Source organism: Agromyces sp. GXQ0307 (genome assembly GCF_044769845.1).
Taxonomy (GTDB): Bacteria; Actinomycetota; Actinomycetes; order Actinomycetales; family Microbacteriaceae; genus Agromyces.
On sequence record NZ_JBIZVY010000003.1, the window covers coordinates 811748 to 830210 of the forward strand.

Annotated in this window: 19 protein-coding genes and 2 riboswitches; of the genes, 9 read left to right on the plus strand and 10 right to left on the minus strand. The window is 72.7% G+C overall.

Annotated features, from left to right (window positions below):
* Positions 1–62: 62 nt before the first annotated feature.
* A complete protein-coding gene (gene gcvT / locus ACIQH8_RS13785) occupies positions 63–1241 on the minus strand; it encodes a glycine cleavage system aminomethyltransferase GcvT (RefSeq protein WP_400999539.1) in 1179 nt (392 codons plus the stop codon).
* A 45-nt stretch (positions 1242–1286) separates the two neighbouring features.
* A riboswitch (glycine riboswitch) is annotated at positions 1287–1392 on the minus strand.
* 1 nt (position 1393) lies between these two features.
* Positions 1394–1497: riboswitch (glycine riboswitch) on the minus strand.
* 202 nt (positions 1498–1699) lie between these two features.
* On the opposite strand from gcvT, the gene ACIQH8_RS13790 reads away from it, so the two are divergent.
* From ACIQH8_RS13790 to ACIQH8_RS13815, 6 genes are all read left to right on the plus strand, one after another.
* On the plus strand, positions 1700–2494 hold the full coding sequence (locus tag ACIQH8_RS13790) for an NrtR DNA-binding winged helix domain-containing protein (RefSeq protein WP_400999541.1): 795 nt from the start codon (positions 1700–1702) through the stop codon (positions 2492–2494).
* Positions 2491–3930, plus strand: coding sequence for a quinolinate synthase NadA (gene nadA, locus ACIQH8_RS13795; protein WP_400999543.1), 1440 nt, complete (start codon positions 2491–2493; stop codon positions 3928–3930). Before ACIQH8_RS13790 ends, nadA begins: the two co-directional genes overlap by 4 nt.
* Position 3931: 1 nt before the next feature.
* Complete coding sequence (nadB, locus tag ACIQH8_RS13800) at positions 3932–5524, plus strand: L-aspartate oxidase (RefSeq protein ID WP_400999545.1); 1593 nt, start codon at positions 3932–3934, stop codon at positions 5522–5524.
* On the plus strand, positions 5524–6408 hold the full coding sequence (gene nadC / locus ACIQH8_RS13805) for a carboxylating nicotinate-nucleotide diphosphorylase (protein ID WP_400999547.1): 885 nt from the start codon (positions 5524–5526) through the stop codon (positions 6406–6408). The genes nadB and nadC overlap by 1 nt, the downstream gene beginning before the upstream one ends.
* The gene (locus tag ACIQH8_RS13810; RefSeq protein WP_400999549.1) at positions 6405–7547 is read left to right on the plus strand and encodes a cysteine desulfurase family protein; all 1143 of its coding nucleotides are present in this window, start codon (positions 6405–6407) and stop codon (positions 7545–7547) included. The genes nadC and ACIQH8_RS13810 overlap by 4 nt, the downstream gene beginning before the upstream one ends.
* 193 nt (positions 7548–7740) lie before the next feature.
* Entirely contained in the window at positions 7741–9297 is a 1557-nt protein-coding gene (locus tag ACIQH8_RS13815) for an MDR family MFS transporter (protein ID WP_400999551.1), read from the plus strand.
* Between the two features lie 69 nt (positions 9298–9366).
* Here ACIQH8_RS13815 and ACIQH8_RS13820 read toward each other — a convergent pair whose 3' ends face one another.
* Positions 9367–11025, minus strand: coding sequence for a VWA domain-containing protein (locus ACIQH8_RS13820; protein WP_400999553.1), 1659 nt, complete (start codon positions 11023–11025; stop codon positions 9367–9369).
* A gap of 223 nt (positions 11026–11248) precedes the next feature.
* Here ACIQH8_RS13820 and ACIQH8_RS13825 point away from each other — a divergent pair, with 223 nt between their 5' ends.
* Positions 11249–11860 carry a hypothetical protein gene (locus tag ACIQH8_RS13825; RefSeq protein WP_400999555.1) on the plus strand — a complete coding sequence of 204 codons (612 nt, stop codon included), beginning with the start codon at positions 11249–11251 and terminating at the stop codon, positions 11858–11860.
* A 10-nt stretch (positions 11861–11870) separates the two neighbouring features.
* On the opposite strand, the gene ACIQH8_RS13830 is transcribed toward ACIQH8_RS13825, so the two are convergent.
* The 5 genes from ACIQH8_RS13830 to ACIQH8_RS13850 form a co-directional block, all read right to left on the minus strand.
* Positions 11871–12062 (minus strand): hypothetical protein, encoded by a 192-nt coding sequence (locus tag ACIQH8_RS13830; protein ID WP_400999557.1) that lies wholly within the window; start codon positions 12060–12062, stop codon positions 11871–11873.
* Positions 12059–12820: an LON peptidase substrate-binding domain-containing protein gene (locus ACIQH8_RS13835; protein ID WP_400999559.1), complete on the minus strand. Its 762-nt coding sequence runs from the start codon at positions 12818–12820 to the stop codon at positions 12059–12061. The genes ACIQH8_RS13830 and ACIQH8_RS13835 overlap by 4 nt, the downstream gene beginning before the upstream one ends.
* Positions 12821–12901: 81 nt before the next feature.
* The gene (locus tag ACIQH8_RS13840; protein WP_400999561.1) at positions 12902–13798 is read right to left on the minus strand and encodes an Fpg/Nei family DNA glycosylase; all 897 of its coding nucleotides are present in this window, start codon (positions 13796–13798) and stop codon (positions 12902–12904) included.
* 45 nt (positions 13799–13843) lie between these two features.
* Positions 13844–14194, minus strand: a complete 351-nt coding sequence (locus ACIQH8_RS13845) for a hypothetical protein (protein ID WP_400999563.1) — start codon at positions 14192–14194, stop codon at positions 13844–13846.
* Between the two features lie 233 nt (positions 14195–14427).
* Entirely contained in the window at positions 14428–14862 is a 435-nt protein-coding gene (locus ACIQH8_RS13850) for a MarR family winged helix-turn-helix transcriptional regulator (protein WP_400999565.1), read from the minus strand.
* A 31-nt stretch (positions 14863–14893) separates the two neighbouring features.
* On the opposite strand from ACIQH8_RS13850, the gene ACIQH8_RS13855 reads away from it, so the two are divergent.
* The gene (locus ACIQH8_RS13855) at positions 14894–15124 is read left to right on the plus strand and encodes a hypothetical protein (protein ID WP_400999567.1); all 231 of its coding nucleotides are present in this window, start codon (positions 14894–14896) and stop codon (positions 15122–15124) included.
* A gap of 80 nt (positions 15125–15204) precedes the next feature.
* On the opposite strand, the gene ACIQH8_RS13860 is transcribed toward ACIQH8_RS13855, so the two are convergent.
* Entirely contained in the window at positions 15205–15990 is a 786-nt protein-coding gene (locus ACIQH8_RS13860) for a hypothetical protein (protein WP_400999569.1), read from the minus strand.
* A 165-nt stretch (positions 15991–16155) separates the two neighbouring features.
* Between ACIQH8_RS13860 and ACIQH8_RS13865 the strand changes: the two genes are divergently transcribed.
* Positions 16156–16749 carry a 1-acyl-sn-glycerol-3-phosphate acyltransferase gene (locus tag ACIQH8_RS13865; RefSeq protein WP_400999571.1) on the plus strand — a complete coding sequence of 198 codons (594 nt, stop codon included), beginning with the start codon at positions 16156–16158 and terminating at the stop codon, positions 16747–16749.
* A gap of 45 nt (positions 16750–16794) precedes the next feature.
* On the opposite strand, the gene ACIQH8_RS13870 is transcribed toward ACIQH8_RS13865, so the two are convergent.
* Positions 16795–17004, minus strand: a complete 210-nt coding sequence (locus ACIQH8_RS13870) for a dodecin (RefSeq protein WP_400999573.1) — start codon at positions 17002–17004, stop codon at positions 16795–16797.
* A 58-nt stretch (positions 17005–17062) separates the two neighbouring features.
* On the minus strand, positions 17063–18418 hold the full coding sequence (locus tag ACIQH8_RS13875) for a hypothetical protein (RefSeq protein ID WP_400999575.1): 1356 nt from the start codon (positions 18416–18418) through the stop codon (positions 17063–17065).
* Between the last annotated feature and the right edge of the window lie 45 nt (positions 18419–18463).

Sequence of the window (18463 nt, forward strand, 5' to 3'; positions counted from 1 at the left end):
AGTGCTCCTCGTGATGGTCGTGTGGTGCGGGCCCGGCGGTGCGCCGCCGGAGGGATCGTGGGTCAGGCGCCGCGCTTGTAGAACGGCAGGGCGGTGACGGATGCCGCGACTCGCGTGCCGCGGACGTCGACGAAGAGCGGTGAGCCGGCGTCGGAGACGTCGGGGGCGACGAAGGCCATCGCGACCGGGTGGCCGAGCGTCGGCGAGAGCGCGCCGGACGTGATCTCGCCGACCTTGCGGGCGTCGTCGCCCTCGCCGTCGAACACCGCGTAGCCGGCACGCGGGGCGCGGCGGCCCTCGGCGGTCAGGCCGACGAGCACCGGAGCGCCCTCGGCGGGGCCCTGCTCGATCGCGGCGCGGCCGACGAAGTCGCCCTCCTTGGTCATGGCGACGACCCGCCCGAGGCCGGCCTGCACGGGCAGGATGTCGCGCGAGAGCTCGTGCCCGTAGAGCGGCATTCCCGCCTCGAGGCGGAGCGTGTCGCGGCTCGCGAGGCCGCACGGCACCACTCGGGGGCCGCCGGTCTCCTGCAGCGCCTCCCACAGCGCCGCCGCGCGCTCGGGGGCGACGTACAGCTCGAAGCCGTCCTCGCCGGTGTAGCCCGTCCGGGCGACCAGCACGGGGATGCCCTCCCAGGTCGCGGCGATCGCCCGGTAGTACTTCAGCTCGGCGACGGCGGCGACGAAGTCCTCCTCGTCGTTGCCGGGGCCCGCGATGCCGAAGCCCGGGGTCTGCTGGAGCACCTCGAGCGCGTCGGGTCCCTGCAGGGCGACGAGTGCGATGTCGTCGGACTCGTCGAAGACGTCGGCCTCGAACGGCGCGGTGCGTGCGCGGAGTTCCTCGGCGACGACGTGGCGGTTCGCGGCGTTGGCCACGACCATGTAGCGGTCGGGCCCGGTGCGGTAGACGACGAGGTCGTCGATGACACCGCCGTCGCGAGCGAGGAGGAGCGAGTACTTCGCCTGGCCTTCGACGATCGCCGACAGCTTGCCGGCGAGCGCGTAGTCGAGGGCATCGGATGCCTCGGGCCCGACGACGACGATCTCGCCCATGTGCGACAGGTCGAAGAGCCCGGCGTGCTCGCGCACCGCGTGGTGCTCGGCGAGGTCGCTGGAGTAGCGGACCGGCATCTGCCAGCCGGCGAAGTCGGTGAACGACGCCCCTGCGGCGCGGTGCACCTCGTCGAGGGGGCTGCGGCGCTCGGTGGTGCCGGTGTCGGTGGTTCCGGGTGCGTCGGTCACGAGTTCTCCAGGATCGCGCGGATCACGCGGCGGTCGCCGCGGAAGAACTCCCCCTCTGTCATGGGCCTGAGAGCTTCGCGACGCTCCGGGGGAGCTGTGCTTTCACCTTCGGCGGGAAGCCGCCGTTGCGGCATCCGCTTTTCAGAGTCGGCCTCCTCATCGCGGTGATGCGACCTGAGAGATTGGCGGGGAGGCTTGCTCCTTCGGTGCCGTCCGGTTCCGGTGAGGGAACGGCCGGCTCTCCCGCGATGCGTCGATGGCCCGGTATGCGGTTGTCGGGGGAAGTCTACCCAATGCGGGCGCCCGGGTCCGTGCGCCCGCCGGCGCACGCGCGTCGCGCGTGCGACGCGGTCCGCGCGTCACCCGATTCGCGTTCGTGTCATGGTGACTGTAAGCTGGCTTCCATCGACTTCGCGTCACAGTGACTCTAAGTCGTCGACGACCGGAGGGAGAAGCGGATGTCGCAGCACGTCGCGCACGCGCGCCTGGCCGTCTCGACGGTCATCTTCGCCCTCGCCCCCGATCAGGCCGACGGCGTCGCCGACGACCGCGAACGCCCCGCGAGCCTGCGCATCCCCCTCGTCCGCCGTCTCCGCGAACCGGGCCTCGGCCGGTGGGCGCTCCCGGGCGGCTGGCTGCCCGTCAGCGAGGCGCTCGACGGCGCTGCGGCCCGGACCCTGCACGAGACGACCGGCCTCGCTCCGAAGTACCTCGAACAGCTGTACACGTTCGGCGACCCCGACCGCTCCCCCGGCGAGCGCGTCGTCTCCGTCGTGTACTGGGCGCTCGTGCACTCCGACGAGGTCGAGCGCGCCGTCTCCGACGAGAACGTCCGCTGGTTCGACGAGGACGCACTGCCCGAGCTCGCGTTCGACCACGCCGCGATCATCGACTACGCACTGCGACGACTGCGCACGAAGCTCGTCTACTCGCGCATCGCGCACGCGCTGCTCGGCGAGCGCTTCACGATGGCCGAGCTGCGCCGCGTGCACGAGGCCGTCCTCCGGCGCCGCCTCGATCCCGCGAACTTCCGCCGCACGATCGAGGCGTCGGGAACCCTCATCGACACCGGCGAGCGCCTCGCCGGCACGCGCCACCGCCCTCCGGCGCTCTACCGCTTCGATCCCGCCCACTCGCCCGTGGCGTCGCCCTCACCGGCGCCGTCGGGCTCGCCGCTCGCGGCGCCGCCGCCCGCGGCATCCGTCGCCGCATCCCCCTCCAGGCCCGGAACGCACAGCAAGGAACCGCAATGAGCACCACAGCAACCGCGCCCGAGCGCGAGGTCCGCCTCGCGGCATCCGTCGACCGCACCGTCCGGCTCATCACGACCGGGAAGGCCGCCGGCGAGACCTGCGCGCCCGACCTCGCGAAGGGCCCGTGGGAGTTCGACGCCGGCCCCGCCGGGTACGGCCCCGGCTCGTCGATGGGCGACGTGATCCCGACCGGCGCGCCGCGCCAGGGCGCGCTGCCCGCCGAGTACCGCGAGGCCTCCGACGCCGAGCTGCACGACCGCATCCGCGCCGCGAAGGCGACGCTCGGCGAGAAGGTCGTGATCCTCGGCCACTTCTACCAGCGCGACGAGGTCGTGCAGCACGCCGACTTCACGGGCGACTCGTTCCAGCTCGCGAACGCCGCGATGACCCGCCCCGAGGCCGAGGCGATCGTGTTCTGCGGCGTGCACTTCATGGCCGAGACCGCCGACATGCTCTCGCGGCCCGACCAGGCCGTGATCCTGCCGAACCTCGCCGCGGGCTGCTCGATGGCCGACATGGCCGACGAGTCGGGCGTCGAGGAGTGCTGGGAGCAGCTCGCGGAGGTCTACGGCGACCTGGCCGCGACCGACGAGTCGGGTCGCGTGCCGGTGATCCCGGTCACCTACATGAACTCGTCGGCGGCCCTGAAGGGATTCGTCGGCCGCAACGGCGGCATCGTCTGCACCTCGTCGAACGCCCGGGTCGTGCTCGAGCAGGCCTTCGAACGCGGGCAGCGCGTGCTGTTCTTCCCCGACCAGCACCTCGGTCGCAACACCGCGAAGGCCATGGGCGTGCCGCTCGGGCAGATGCCGATGTGGAACCCGCGGAAGCCCCTCGGAGGCAACTCCGCGGCCGAGCTCGCCGACGCCCGCGTCATCCTCTGGCACGGCTTCTGCTCGGTGCACAAGCGCTTCACGGTCGACCAGATCGAGCGCGCCCGCGCCGAGCACCCCGGCGTGCAGGTCATCGTGCACCCCGAGTGCCCGATGCCGGTCGTCGACGCGGCGGATGCCGCGGGCTCGACCGACTTCATCGTCAAGGCCATCCAGGCGGCGCCCGCCGGCTCGACGTTCGCGATCGGCACCGAGATCAATCTCGTGCAGCGGCTCGCCGCCGAGCACCCGGAGCACGAGATCTTCTGCCTCGACCCGGTCGTCTGCCCGTGCTCGACGATGTACCGCATCCACCCCGGCTACCTCGCGTGGGTGCTCGAGGAGCTCGTGGCCGGCCGGGTCGTGAACCGCATCTCGGTCCCGGACGACGTCGCAGAGCCCGCACGCCTCGCGCTCGAGCGCATGCTCGCGGCGAAGCCCCCGGCCTCGGTGCCCGTTCCGGCAGGGTCGACGATCGCGCAGGCGACGGATGCCGCGGCCGCGCGCCCGGCGACGGACCCGGTCCCTGCCGCCACCCCCGCACCCGCGGCTGCCGGAGCCTGACATGACCGCCGTGCTCGTCGTCGGCTCCGGCATCGCCGGGCTGTGGACGGCGATCCGCGCCGCCGAAAGCGGGTGCGACGTCACGATCGTCACGAAGGCGACGATCGGCGAGGGCTCGACGCCGTGGGCGCAGGGCGGGATCGCCGCGGCGATCTTCGCGGGCGACGCGCCCGCGCGGCACGCGGCCGACACGCTCGCCGCGGGCGCCGGACTCGGCGACGCCGACGCGGTTCGCGTGCTCACCGATGAGGGGCCCGCGCGCATCCGCGACCTCATCCGGTTCGGCGTCGCGTTCGACCGCGACGAGTCGGGGCTCGCGCGCGGGCTCGAGGCCGCGCACTCGCGCGCGCGCATCCTGCACTCCGGCGGCGATGCGACGGGCGCGGCGATCGAGTCGGCGCTCGTCGACACCGTGCGACGGCGCGGCATCCGGGTGCTCGAGCAGGCGACGCTCGTCGACCTCGTGGTCGAGGCCGGGCGGGTGGTCGGCGCGCTCGTGCTCGACGCGCCCGCAACCACGACCGCCGGCCCGGCGATGCGCGAACTCCGGGCGGATGCCGTCGTGCTCGCGACCGGCGGCGCGGGGATGCTCTACGCGCACACCACCAATCCGGATGTCGCGACCGGCGATGGGGCCGCCGCCGCGGCCCGCGCCGGCGCCGAGGTCGCCGACCTCGAGTTCGTGCAGTTCCACCCGACGGCGCTCGCCGTACCCGGCACCCCACTCATCTCCGAGGCGGTGCGCGGCGAGGGCGCCGTCGTCCGCGATGCCGCCGGCCGCCGCTTCCTGCTCGAGGTCGATCCCCGCGGCGAACTCGCCCCGCGCGACGTCGTCGCCCGGGCGGTGTGGAGACGGATGGCCGAGCAGGGCGGCGAACCGGTCCGGCTCGACGCGACCGCGCTCGGCGCCGAGTTCCTCGCCCGGCGGTTCCCGTCGATCGACCGGGCCTGCCGCGCCGCCGGCTTCGACTGGTCGCGCGAGCCCGTGCCGATCGTTCCCGCCGCGCACTACGCCATGGGCGGGATCGTCACCGACCTCGACGGACGCTCGAGCCTGCCCGGACTGTGGGCCGTGGGCGAGGCGGCACGCACGGGGGTCCACGGCGCCAACCGGCTCGCCTCGAACTCGCTCCTCGAGGGCGCGGTGTTCGCCGAGCGCGCCGCCGCGTCGATCGCGCACGCGGCATCCGCCCCCGCGCCCGCACCGGTCACCCGTCCGATCCGCCACGTCCAGGACGGCGGATATACGATCCGCCTCACCGACGGAGGCCGGGGCGTCAGCGGCGAGTCGGATCGTATATCCGCCGAGGTGGGCACCTGGGGCGCGGGGACACGCGTCGACCGGGTCGCGCTGCAGCAGCTCATGTGGGACCGCGTCGGGCTCGAGCGCGACGCGGCCGGCCTCGCCGAGGCATCCGCCCTGCTCGACGGATGGCGCGCGCCCGAGGCCATCGACCGCGCGAGCGTCGAGGACCGCAACCTGCTCCACGTCGCGCGACTCACCGTCGCCGCCGCGCTCGCCCGCAGCGAGAGCGTGGGCGCGCACACGCGCACCGACGCGACATCCGTCACCGAGACCCGAGAGGCCGCCTGATGACCGAGACCCGCGAGATCGAGCGGATCGTCCTGATGGCGCTCGACGAGGACGCACCCTGGGGCGACCTCACGGGCGAGACGCTGATCCCCGAGTTCGCGACCGCGACGGCCGAGCTCGTCGCGCGCGAACCCGGCGTGTTCAGCGGCGCACGCGTCGTCGAGGCGACGTTCCGACTCGTCGACCCGCGCATCGCGGTCGAGGTGCTCGTCGCCGACGGCGACCGGTTCAGCGCGGGCGACGTGCTCGCGCGCGTGTCCGGGCCGGCCCGCGGCATCCTGCGCGCCGAGCGAGTCGCGCTCAACCTGGTGCAGCGCATGTCGGGCGTCGCGACGCTCACCGCCCGCTACGTCGCCGCCGTCGCGGGCAGCCGTGCGCGCATCGTCGACACACGCAAGACCACGCCGGGCCTGCGCAGCCTCGAGCGGCAGGCCGTGCGCGACGGCGGCGGCCGCAACCACCGGCGCTCGCTCTCCGACGCGATCATGGCCAAGGACAACCACCTCGCGGTGCTCACCGCGGGCGGCGCCGACCTCGCCGAGGCGCTGCGCGCAGCGCGCGAGCGCATGCCGCACACCGCCCACCTCGAGGTCGAGGTCGACCGCGTGGAGCAGATCCCCGCCGTGCTCGCGGGCGGCGCCGACACGATCATGCTCGACAATTTCGACCTCGACGCGCTGCGCGAGGGCGTCGCCCTCATCTACGGGCGCGCGATCGTCGAGGCGTCGGGCGGGGTGAACCTCGACACGGTCGCCGGCATCGCCGCGACGGGCGTCGACGTCATCTCGGTGGGCGCGCTCACGCACTCGGCGCGCGCGCTCGACCTCGGACTCGACGTCGTCATCGAGGCCGGCGCGGCGACGGCCACACGGGAGCCCGAGTGATCTTCGCCGACCACGCCGCCACGACGCCCGTCCGCCGCGAGGCGCTCGAGGCGATGTGGCCGTACCTCACGGGCGCGTTCGGCAACCCGTCGAGTCGGCACGGGGTCGGCGAGGAGGCCGCGCGGGCGCTCGCATGGGCGCGCGACGAGGTCGCGTCGGTCGTCGGATGCCGCCCCGGCGACGTCGTGTTCACCTCCGGCGGCACCGAGGCGGACAACCTCGCCGTGCTCGGCCTCTCGCTCGCGAACCCGCGCGGCCGGCACGTCGTCGTCTCCCCCGTCGAGCACGAGGCCGTGCTCGCGTCCGCCGACGCGCTCCGGCGCCTGCACGGGTTCGAGGTCGACGAGGTCGAGGTCGACGCGACGGGCTGCGTCGCGCCCGAGGCGCTGGCCCGTGTCATCCGCCCGGATACGACGCTCGTCTCGGTCCAGCTCGCGAACAACGAAGTCGGCACGGTGAACCCGATCGCGGAACTCGCGGCGATCGCGCACGCCTCAGGTGCGCTCATGCACACCGACGCCGTGCAGGCGGCCGGATGGCTCCCGCTCGCGATCGACGACCTCGGCGTCGACGCGCTCTCGCTCGCCGGCCACAAGGTGGGTGCGCCGAAGGGCACCGGCGCGCTGATCGTGCGCGGTCGACTGGCGATCGAGCCGGTGCTGCACGGCGGCGGACAGGAGCGCGGGCGCCGATCGGGGACCGAGAACGTCGCCGGTGCCGTCGCGTTCGCGACCGCGCTGCGGCTCGCCGACGATGAGCGAGCGGAGGTCGCAGCGCGCGTGTCCGCGGCGACGACGCGCTTCCGCGAACTCGTCGCGGCGGCGGTGCCCGGAGCCGTTCCGACGGGCCATCCGACGCGGCGACTGCCGGGCACGGTATCGTACGTCTTCCCCGGCACGAGCGGCGAGGCGGTGCTGCTCGAGCTCGAGCGGCGGGGGGTCGTGGTCTCGAGCGGATCGGCGTGCGCCGCGGGCAGCGACGAGCCCTCGCACGTCCTGACCGCCATGGGGTTCGCGCCCGAGGTCGCACAGACGGCCGTGCGGTTCTCGTTCGGCGGCGAGGTCGCCGACGCAGATGCCGCGACCGCGGCGTCCGCGCTCGCCGAGGCGGTGTCGGCGGTCCGCGGTATCGTCCCCTGATCGGGCCGCGCGACGCCGCCGGCTCATCCGGGGGAACCACTGCGCCCCGCATGCATTCGCATGCATCGTGCGCATCGGGAATAGCGCTCGCGTGACCGCGGGTTGCATTCCTCGTTCGCCCAGCCGGGAGCGGCCCTGCCGCGCCCGGCGAATCGAGCAACGACGACGAGACGAACAGACGACAGGACGCACCGTGAGCGAACGATCCGCACCCCACACCGATTCGATCACCGTGCCCGAGCCCGACCTCGCCGCGACCGCCGAGGCCGAGGCGACCGACCGCGCGATCGACCGGCACATCGTCGACGCCCGTCCCGAGCACGGCGCGCGCAACACCCGCGTGATCTGGCTGCTGCTCGCGGCGACCTTCACGGTGTTCCTCAACGAGACCATCATGAGCGTCGCGATCCCCGAGCTCGTCGACGACCTCGGGGTGACACTCTCTGCGGCGCAGTGGCTGACGACCGCGTTCATGCTGACCATGGCCGTCGTGATCCCGATCACCGGCTTCCTGCTCCAGCGGTTCCCGACGCGGCCGATCTTCGGCGCGGCGATGACGCTCTTCTCGGCGGGAACGCTGCTCGCCGCGCTCGCGCCCGGATTCGAGGTCCTCCTCGGGGGCCGGATCATCCAGGCCACCGGCACCGCGATCATGATGCCGCTGCTCATGACCACGCTCATGACCGTGGTCGCCCCGGCCGATCGCGGCCGCTTCATGGGGCGGGTCTCGATCGTGATGTCGGTCGCGCCCGCGATCGGCCCCGCCATCTCGGGCCTGATCCTCAACACCCTCGGCTGGCGCTACATGTTCTGGCTGGTACTGCCGATCGCGGTCACGATGCTCGTCATCGGGCTCCGACGCGTCGAGAACGTCAGCGAGACGCGGGTCTTCCCCATCGACCTGTTCTCGGTCGTGCTCTCCGCATTCGGCTTCGGCGGCCTCGTGTACGGCCTCAGCCTGGTCGGCGAGGTCGCGAGCGGCCGCGCGCCCGGCGACGCCGTTCCCATGTGGATCGCCCTCGCGGTCGGCGCCCTCGGCATCGCGGTGTTCATCGTCCGCCAGCTGTTCCTGCAGCGCCGGGATCGCGCCCTCCTGGACCTGCGCACGTTCCGCTCGCGGAACTTCGCCGTCTCGATCGCCCTCATGGCCGTCATGATGGCCGCACTGTTCGGCACGATCATCCTGCTGCCGATCTACCTCCAGGACGTGCTCGGACTGGAGCCGCTCGCGACCGGCCTGCTCGTGCTGCCCGGCGGCCTCGTCATGGGCCTGCTCGGGCCGACGGTCGGCCGGCTCTACGACCGGGTCGGCCCGACACCGCTGCTCGTCCCGGCGAGCATCGGCGTCAGCGCCGTGCTCTGGTCGCTGACGCTCGTCACCGAGACCACGCCGCCGTGGCTGATCCTCATCGCGCACGTCGTGCTCTCGATCTCGCTGGCCTTCATGTTCACGCCCCTCTTCACGACGGCCCTCGGTTCGGTCGAGCCGCACCTCTACTCGCACGGGTCGGCGATCGTGGGCACGCTCCAGCAGGTCGCCGGCGCGGCGGGCACGGCGCTCTTCATCACCGTGATGACCGCGACCGCGGTCGGCGCCTCGGCGGGTGGCGCCGAGGCGATCGTCGCGCAGGCCGCCGGCGTGCGCAGCGCGTTCCTCGTCGGCGCGATCGTCTCGCTGTTCGCGATCGTCGGTGCGACGTTCGTGCGACGACCGGCGGACATGGCGGCGGGCGGGGCACCCGCGCACTGACCGGGCCGGGCCGACGGCGAAGGGCGCCCTCCGAGGAGGGCGCCCTTCGTCGTCTGGTCCGGTCGATGCTCAGCCGCAGTCGGGCCGGCACGTCCGCTGCGAGAGCGCGTCGACGAGCACCGTCCCGAGGTCCTCCGGCTTCGTCGCCGAATAGGCACCGCCCCTCGTCGCCTTCGCGATCTTCTTCATGGCGTCGAGGTCGGTGTCAGGACCGAACCCGATCATGATGACGGCGACGGGCTTGGTCGGGTCCTCGAGCTTCTTCAGCTCGGCGAGGAGCTGGTCGAGGTCGATGCCGTTCTCGTCCTCGTTCCTGCCGTCGGTGATGACGAGCACCGAGTTGACCTTGTCGGGGTCGTACGACTCCTGCACACGCTTGTAGGCGGCCAGCGTCGTGTCGTACAGGCCCGTGGCTCCGCCGAGACGGGCGGGAAGCGACCCGATGATCTGCTGGATCTGCTGGGTGTGCGAGGCATCGGCGAGCGGTGCGATCGGCGACAGGTCCTCGTAGTCGAGGTCGCCGTTGCGCGCCGTCGAGAACACCCACACGCCGAGCTCGACCTCGCCCGAGAACTTCGACATGGCGCCGACCGCGGCCTGCTGGAAGATGTCGATGCGGCGCAGGCCGTTCCCGGCCGGTTCCTCCATGGAGCCCGACACGTCGATCACGGCGAGCATCCTGGAACGGAGCGTCAGGACGCCCCACGAGCGCAGGATCTCGATCTGGGCCGCGGCATCGAGTTCGGTCTGGGTGGGCGGCGCCGTCGCGGCGACGCCGGGCGAGTCGATCTCGCCCGTTCCGTCGGGGCCTCGGAACCCGGCTTCGAGGAAGTGCTCGGTCGCCGTGCCGAGCGCGGCCTCGAAGCTGTCGAGGCTCGCCGAGTCGGCGCCGCCGATGCGGACGAACGGGTAGTCGAGCGCGATCGTGCCCTCCTGCGGGTAGGCCGCGACGAGCGGCTCCGCCGAGGAGTCCGCATTGTGGGCGGCGACGCTCGCCTCGCTGGTGAGCACGACGGTCGGCGAGCTCGCCGAGGCGACCGTCGTCATCGCGGCGTCGGCCGAGGCCGGGATCGACTTGCCGAGCGCGATGAGCGCGCCGGCGAACTGCCGCGGGTCGTCGGGCGACGACTGCCCCTTCAGCGCGTAGAGGCTCGCGAGGCTGGCCGCGGATGCCTCGGGGTCGGGCAGGAGCGCGGGCAGCGTGCCGTTGAGCACGCGCGCCCAGCTCACCGGCTCGGCCGCGAGTTCCTGCGCCTCGCTCGCGGGCGCCGCGAACACGACGGGGGACGTCGCGACGGAGTCGCCCACCGTCGCGTCGGGCTCGCCGAGTCCGAGTGAGGCCGCGGTGGATGCGGTCCGCGTGAGCCAGCTGCTCGAGTCGGGAACCCAGGCATCGGCCGACAGGGTGCCCGACGCGAGCTCGGCCGCGGTGTCGGCCGAGTCCTGCGCGCGCACCGACGTCTCGACGCATCGCGTCGGGTCGGCGTCGAAGTCGGCGGCGAGTTCCTCGATCGCCGGAGCGATCGAGGTGTCGGCCACGATCGAGAGCTCCTCGATCTCGTCGCACGCCGGCTCGCCGGCCGAGGCGAAGATGGGATTGAGGTGACCCCCCACCCACAGGTACACGCCGGACGCGACGATGCCGATGACGGCCACCCCGGCGACGATGGACAGGATGAATCTGCGGCTCGGCGCCTTCGCCGGAGCCGCGACGCTATGACGTCCCACGGACACTCCAAGCCGACCGGCACTGTCGGGGGGCGCCGATCCCAGTCTGAACGGGTTCCCCCGTTCAGGGGGAAGGGTGCTGCCAGTGTAAGCGAACGTGAGCGATCAGCGAATTCTGCATCCACCGGTCGCGCGAACCACACCGCGCCCTCGACCGCAACCCCTGTTCGCGGGTCCGCGGCCTGCGGTTGAGTGACCTCAACTGACGAAGGGACGTGCGAACGTGGACACCAGCACCACCATCTGGATCGTCGTGGGCGTGATCGCCCTCCTGGTCGTGGTCGCCGCGATCGTGCTCGTCGCGACCGCGGGCCGACGGCGCGAGGCCCGCGCCGAGGCTCAGCGCGCCCACGCGGCGGAGATCCGCGAGCAGGCCGCGCAGACCGATCGCGAGGCGCGCGAGCGCGAGGCGAAGGCGATGCAGGCGGATGCCGCGGCCCGCGCCGCCGAGGCCGACGCCGCCAAGGCCCGACTGGAGGCCGAGCGACTGGCCGAGTCCAGCCGCGAACACCGCGACGAGGCCGCGGAACTGCGCGACACCCAGGCCGAGCAGGAGCGTCGCGCGATGGAGATCGACCCGGATGCGACGCGGGCCGATGCGGAACCGGCACCGTCGACGGAGCCGGCACAGGAGCCGGCGGCGGCACAGGAGCCGGCGGCGGCACCGGCAGGGCCGACCGCCGCCGAGGGCGACTCGCTCCCGGGGCGTCCGCGCGCCGACGCGGTCGACGCGGCCGACCGTACGGAGCCGTCGCCTCCGACGACCGTCGCCGCGGGACACGATGACCGGGCCGACACCGACGAGCACGCTCCGCGCCACGCCCGGGAGGCCTGAGCGGGTCGAGTCAGCCGAAGACGTGCCGGATGCCGAGCGCCTCGTCGATCTCATCGTGCAGGTCGTCGAGGCGGCATCCGCTCGGGCATCGGTAGTCGGTCACCGCCAGGCCCGCGTCGCCCATCGTCGGCACGACCGTGACGAGCACGGCGGACGTCTCGCCGCAGCGCGGGCAGCGGATGCGGTTCCAGCGGTCGGTCACGGATCCCTCCCCTCGGTCCCGGGCGACGGTTCGCCGTCCTCGGGGTCGTCGCTCGGGTCGCTCGGGTCGTCGCCCGATGCGGCCTGATCCTCGTCCCGGCGGTCGAGCGCCTCGGCGATCTCGGCGTCCAGGTCGTCGGTCGACGCCCAGGACGTGGTGAGGACCTCACCGGCGCCGAGCGTGAGCTCGACGAGCTCGGTGAGCAGCGAGCGAAGGCTCGTCGATGCGAGCAGCCGCATCTGGTCGAGCGGCGTGAGCGGCGCGATCCCGGCGAGCTGCCACGCGGCGACGGACGGATCCTCGCTCAGCTCTGCGTCGGCATCCCATGGGAGTTCGACGAACTCGCTCGCCCGTGCGATCGTGCGGCGGACCACGAGCTCGGCCTTCTCGAGCAGCGGCCGCAGGCGCTCATCCCACTCCAGTTCGGGCAGGTCGCGGACGACGGCTGCCGGGTGCGGGTCGTCGGGCAGCCATTCGACGACCTCGATGCGGCGCCCGCCCCGAGCGATGACCGCGAGGTCGCCGTGGGCCGCGCCGAGCTCGGTCACGCGTGCGACCGTGCCGACGCCGAACCGTCGCTGCGCCTCGGCACCGGCCGCCTCGCGACCGCTCTCGATCAGCACGACGCCGAACTCGCACGGTTGCTGGTCCAGGACGCGGGACATCATGACCAGGTACCTCGGCTCGAACACGCGCAGGGCGAGCGGCATGTGCGGGAAGAGCACGCTGCCCAACGGGAACATCGCGAACGAGCCCATGCCAGCATGCAACCACGCCAGCGGGGCGCCGCGCGTCGACCACAGCTGCCTCGCGGCATCCCCACAGCCCGCTCGGAGGAGTTACTTCACGAGCCGGGAACGCACGCGATCGGCGAGCGGCGTGCCGCCGGTCTGGCACGTCGGACAGTACTGGAAGGTCGAGTCGTGGAACTCGACCTGGCGGATCGTGTCGCCGCACACCGGGCACGCCTGCCCGGTGCGCCCATGCACGCGCAGGTGACGCCGCTTGGCATCCTTGAGCTCCGCGGCGGGCTTTCCGGATGCCTCGGCCAGCGCCTCGCCGAGGGTGCCGCGCATCGCGGCGAACAGTCGCTCGACCTCGGCCGCATCGAGGGTCGCTGCGATCTTGTACGGCGACATCTTCGCGGCGTGAAGGATCTCGTCGGAATAGGCGTTGCCGATCCCTGCGAGGACGGCCTGGTCGCGGAGCAGACCCTTGATCCGCGTGCGACGTTCGCCGAGGATCTCGGCGAATCGTTCGAGCGTGAAATCGTCGGCCATCGGATCCGGACCGAGTCGCGCGATGCCGGCCACCTGCGCGGGGTCTCGCACCACGTACACCGCGAGCGACTTCTTCGTGCCGGCCTCGGTCAGGTCGAAGCCCGCGCCGTCGTCGAGCCGGACGCGGAGCGCGATCGGGGAACGGCCCGGCCGGAGCACCGTCGTCGGCAGCTCGTCGTACCAGCGCAGCCATCCGGCGCGGGCGAGGTGGAAGACGAGGTGCAGCGACCCGTCGGTCGAGCTCGCGGCCGGCCCCTCGACCCCACCCAGCTCGACGTCGAGGAACTTGCCGTGCCGACCGACCGCGACGATAGGGTGGCCCTCGATCGCGTGCAGCGGTGGATCGAACGTCTTCAGCGCCGCGATCGCGGCGACGCGGGCGGAGGAGATCGCGTGCCCGACGGTGCGCTCGGCGAGGAACCCGGCGAGCGCCTCCACCTCCGGCATCTCGGGCACGCGTCCATGGTGGCATCCGCGGCCGACATCCGCGATGCCCGCTCGTCAGCCCGCAGGCTCGACCGCACTCCCCTTCGCGCCGACGTCGGCGCCCAGGGCGCGCATCGCGTCGATCATCTCGTCGGTCAGTTGCAGCCCGCCGACGCCGTTCGCGGAGCGCATGAGCCGCTCGAGCCACGCGCGGTCGAGGCCGAGCGCGTCGTCGGCGTCGTACCGCACGACGAGCGACATCGACGGGTGCACGAACACCTCGTCTCGTCGTCCGTCGGGCCCGGTCCATCCGACGAGGACCGGCTCGTGGACTCGGAGCTTGGCGATGAGGACGGCGTGCACGTGGGCGAGCACGGCGTCGGGGAGGTCGATCCGCGTGATGCGGCCGACGTGGAGCATTCCCAACGGGCGAGGGTCCTTCCGGCATGGCGATGGAACGGGTCAGGCCGCCGATCGCCCGGGGGTCCCGGGACGCCCGCGAGGTCGAACTCCGCGCGGTGACCGACGGCCTGTCGCGGGCTTCGGGGACCCGCGAAGTCAGTTGTACGGACTGTTCACGGATCGCGGGAGGGACTTGACACGGGGTAGGCCCTCGTGCTGCATACCTCCCCGGGGTTCACCTGTCGGGGTACCCCGATTCAGTCGACGCGGTGCGCGGCGTGGAGGAGGGCGGTGAGCTCATCGCGAAGGCGTTCGAGCCGCTCGACGGGGTATCCGAGTCGTTCGACGACCTCGCCGGGAACGGCGAGTGCGCGTTCCCGCAGCGCTTCCCCCTCGGCGGTGAGCGCGATGTCGACGGCTCGCTCGTCGGCGGTGCTGCGCCGCCGAGTGAGGAGCCCGAGCGACTCGAGCCGGCCGATGAGCGGACTCGCGGTCGCGGGCTCGAGGTGGAGGCGATCGGCGACCTCGCGCAGCCGCAGCGGGCTCTGCTCCCAGAGTGCGAGCATGACGAGGTACTGCGGATGCGTGAGACCGAGCGGCTCGAGGGACGGCCGGTAGAGCCGCACGACCTCGCGGCTCGTCGCCGCGAGCGCGAAGCAGAGCTGTCGGTCGAGCTCGAGCGGATCGATCATGCGTCGAGAATAGTCTGTACACTAATCATTCGTGCACGAACAGAAGTTGCCGAACCCGTGGAAGGGCGTTCCCGGATTCTGGTCGCGGGTCAACCAGTTCCTCTACCCCGTGGCAGGACCGGCACAGGTCGGGATCGGCCGCCCCGAGGCGCCCTACGTGCCGCCCGCCGACCCGACCTGCCCGCTCTGCGGCGCGCTGATGGCCGATCACCGCATCGATCGCGGCGATGCCACGACGCCCACTCACCTGCACTGTCCCTGAGGACGACGCCGGGCTCCTCGGTCGGCCTCAGGTCGAACGGGATGGGCGCTCGCTCCGGCCGCCGGCGGCGCTCTGATGCCTCACGTGCTCGCGCCGTCGGTGCAGCGCACTTGGTCGACCCAGCCGAACTCCCGGTCGTCGTTGCCGAACACCACGGGCACGGCCACGTCGGCACGCACGTCCGCGATCGTCCGCGTCTCCGTCTCGTCGGCGACCCACGATTCGGCGTCGTCGTTGAACGCGAGTGTGATCTCGAGCGCGTCGCAGTCGGCCTCGGTGAACAGTGCCGCCTGCCAGCACCCCTCCACGAATCCGGTCGCACACCGGTCGTCGTAGCGACCGTCGCCGTACATCTCGAGGGCTGCCGGGAACTCGTAGCCGGTCTCGAACGACTCGTACCGGCCGATGTCATCGGTACCGGGCACGACGGGCTCCTGGTCACCCGAGCCGCCCGCGCCGGGCCCCGCCGACCCTTCGGACTCCGCGATCGCCGTCTCGGCCACGTCCTGCACGAACGTGAAGAGCCCGATCCCACCCGCGACCAGCGCACCGATGAGCAGAACGCCACCGGCCACGATGCCCGCGACCGCCGCCGCAGGAAGACGCCGCGGTGACGACGTCGACGCGATCGGTGCCGTCGGATGCGGAGACGGCGAGCTCGGTGCCGCGACCTCGGCCGCGAGCACGGCCCTCGCCCGACCCAGTGAGTCCTGCCACGCCTCCGCCGCGCGACGGCCCTCGGCATCCGGATACCGCGACGGATGCCGCAGCCAGAGTTCGCGCTGGTACGCGGCATCGATCAGGTCGAGGGACAGCGGTTGGTCGATCGGGATCTGCAGGATCGTGCGTGCGGCGTTCGGGTCCACGGCGCGATCATAGGCATCGCGCAGGCATGCGGCACCCCTCGGCGAGTCCGTCGCGGCCGACCGAGACGCGATCGATATGTCGGCGAACGAGCACGACCCGCCGTCCGCAGCCCGGGCGGTCGACGCATGCCGATCGGCGCATGCGAGTTCGCATAGGGTTGCCGGATGCTCCGACGACTCGCCTCCCGCGTCTACTGGGCCCTCAGCAGGTGGTCCCTCGCGGGCGAGTCCGCTCCAGGCCGTCCCTCCGTGCTGATCGGGGCCCCGCACACGTCGAACTGGGACTTCGTGCTCATGCTCGCGATCGCATGGCACTACGGGATCGATGTGCGGTGGCTCGGCAAGAAGAGCCTGTTCCGAGGTTGGCGCGGTCCGATCATGCGCGGCCTCGGCGGCATCCCCGTCGATCGAGACGACCCGAGCCGGGTCGTCGGCGAGGTCGTGGAGCGCATCCGCGCAGGCGAGGTGTTCGGCCTGGTCGTGACGCCCGACGGCACGCGCGGTTCGAACGAGTACTGGAAGTCGGGCTTCTACCGCATCGCCCGCGAGACCGGCATGCCCGTCACGCTGGGATTCGTCGACCGGACGACCATGACCACGGGCCTCGGCCCGACGTTCGAGCTCACCGGGAACGTGGCGTCCGACATGGACCGCGTCCGCGCGTTCTACGCCGACAAGGCCGGAGTCCGGCCCGAACTGCGCACCGAGCCCCGACTGCGGAACGAGCCGAGCGACGACGCGACCGCCGGTCTCGGTTGAGCCTGCACGGCCGTCACGACGTGACGGCGGCCGGCGCCGGGGCGCCTACTCCTCGAGCCGGAACCCGACCTTCAGGGTGACCTGGAAGTGCGCGACGCCGCCGTCTTCGACGACGCCGCGGGTCGACACGACCTCGAACCAGTCGACGTGACGCAGCGTGGACGTGGCTCGTGAGATGGCGTTGCGGATGGCGGTGTCGGTGCCCTCCGGCGAGCTCCCGACGATCTCGGTGACGCGGTAGACGTGATCGCTCATGTGCTTCGGCTCCCCCTCCCGCACCGGCGCGGGATGCCTCGACCCTAGCGCGGGCCTACTACTCCGTCGAGAAGTCGAGCTGCTCGTCCGCGACCGCGATGACCGACCACGCTCCGCCCTCGGAGTCGGTGAACTCGTACGCCGGGACCACGAGCACGCTGCCGTCGGGCTGCCACTGGCTCGCGAGCCCGAGGCGCGCCTCGACGATCTCGACATCGTTCACCGGCCAGGCGAGGGACGTGCCCGCCGTGGGCACCGCGGGCGGCGCGGTTGGCGGAACCCACTCCGCGATCTCGTCGCTCACCTGCTCGCGGACCGCGAACGGCATGATCGTCATCTGCGCGCCGAAGCGCGGGTCGGAGAGCCGCTCGAACGCCTCCTGCTCACTCACCACCGCGTAGTCCCCGAGCGGCACGAGCTCGGCGAGCCCGCCATAGGCGCTGTAGAGGCCGTCGTTCGTGACCTCGACGGACCAGCCCGTGTCTATGCGCTGACCGTCGACGACCGGCCAGGCGGTCGCCGTGCGGGTGACCGCTCCCTCCCAGGTCTCCGAGGAGTACTCGTAGGCGCCCGGGTCGCGGCCCGCATCGGCGAGCACCTGCCGGAGGGCGTCGATCGCGACCTGCTCGCTCGGGATCTCTCCGGACGGCTCGCACACGTCGGAGCCCTCCTCGCAGACCCAGGGGTCGAGCCCGGGATCGCTGTACGAGAAGCTCATCGTGCCGTCGAGCGACACCCACAGCGTCGGCGCCGAACCGTCCGACGGGCCGACCGTCCAGGCCCCGTCGGCGAGCACGGGCTCCCCCTCGACGCCGAGCGCGGCGGCGAGCGCCGCGATGGCGGCCGGGTCGGATGCCGCGGGCGCGTCGAATGCGTACGCGGCGGCCGTGCCGCCCTCCGTCGACAGCCCGCTCGCGTGGAACGCGTTGCGCCCGAAGCCGTACGGGTACGACAGGTCGGCGGCACCGGCGCCGGCGATCCGCGAGTCGGCCGCCGCACCGGGCGCGACGGGCCCGCCTTCGGTCGTCCCCGCGCCGGCCTGACCCTGCAGCGAGATCGGCGGGGCGGCGGCATCCGCGAGATTCGTCGTCATCCCGGTCGCGGCACCGACGCCGTAGCCGACCGCGCCGACGACGGCGAGCGACGCCGCAACAGCGGCGACCGGGAGCCAGCGCGGGCGCCGGCGGGTGCGTTCGGCCGCGAGGTCGGCGACCGGCGGGCGGGCGGATGCCGCGGCATCCGTCGTGTCGATCCCGCTGGATGTCCCGGTCGTCGGCGACGTCTCCCCCGTCACCTCCCCGGTGACGCGCGCCACGACCTCGTCGGCGAAGCCGGCGTGCGGCTCGACGCCCTCCGCCGGATCGGCGGCCCGAAGCTCATCCATCGGATCGCGGCGGTCCTCGCGCTCGTCCATGTCGCCCACCTCGTTCGTGTTCCTGCCGGACTGTCTCACCCTGCA

Excerpts from the sequence above, each read along its gene's own strand:
- ACIQH8_RS13870 (WP_400999573.1), bottom strand. The coding sequence starts at position 17,004 with ATGAGCGATCACGTCTACCGCGTCACCGAGATCGTCGGGAGCTCGCCG.
- ACIQH8_RS13875 (WP_400999575.1), bottom strand. The coding sequence starts at position 18,418 with ATGGACGAGCGCGAGGACCGCCGCGATCCGATGGATGAGCTTCGGGCC.
- ACIQH8_RS13850 (WP_400999565.1), bottom strand. The coding sequence starts at position 14,862 with ATGATCGATCCGCTCGAGCTCGACCGACAGCTCTGCTTCGCGCTCGCG.
- ACIQH8_RS13865 (WP_400999571.1), top strand. The coding sequence starts at position 16,156 with ATGCTCCGACGACTCGCCTCCCGCGTCTACTGGGCCCTCAGCAGGTGG.
- nadA (WP_400999543.1), top strand. The coding sequence starts at position 2,491 with ATGAGCACCACAGCAACCGCGCCCGAGCGCGAGGTCCGCCTCGCGGCA.
- ACIQH8_RS13790 (WP_400999541.1), top strand. The coding sequence starts at position 1,700 with ATGTCGCAGCACGTCGCGCACGCGCGCCTGGCCGTCTCGACGGTCATC.
- nadB (WP_400999545.1), top strand. The coding sequence starts at position 3,932 with ATGACCGCCGTGCTCGTCGTCGGCTCCGGCATCGCCGGGCTGTGGACG.
- ACIQH8_RS13835 (WP_400999559.1), bottom strand. The coding sequence starts at position 12,820 with ATGGGCTCGTTCGCGATGTTCCCGTTGGGCAGCGTGCTCTTCCCGCAC.
- nadC (WP_400999547.1), top strand. The coding sequence starts at position 5,524 with ATGACCGAGACCCGCGAGATCGAGCGGATCGTCCTGATGGCGCTCGAC.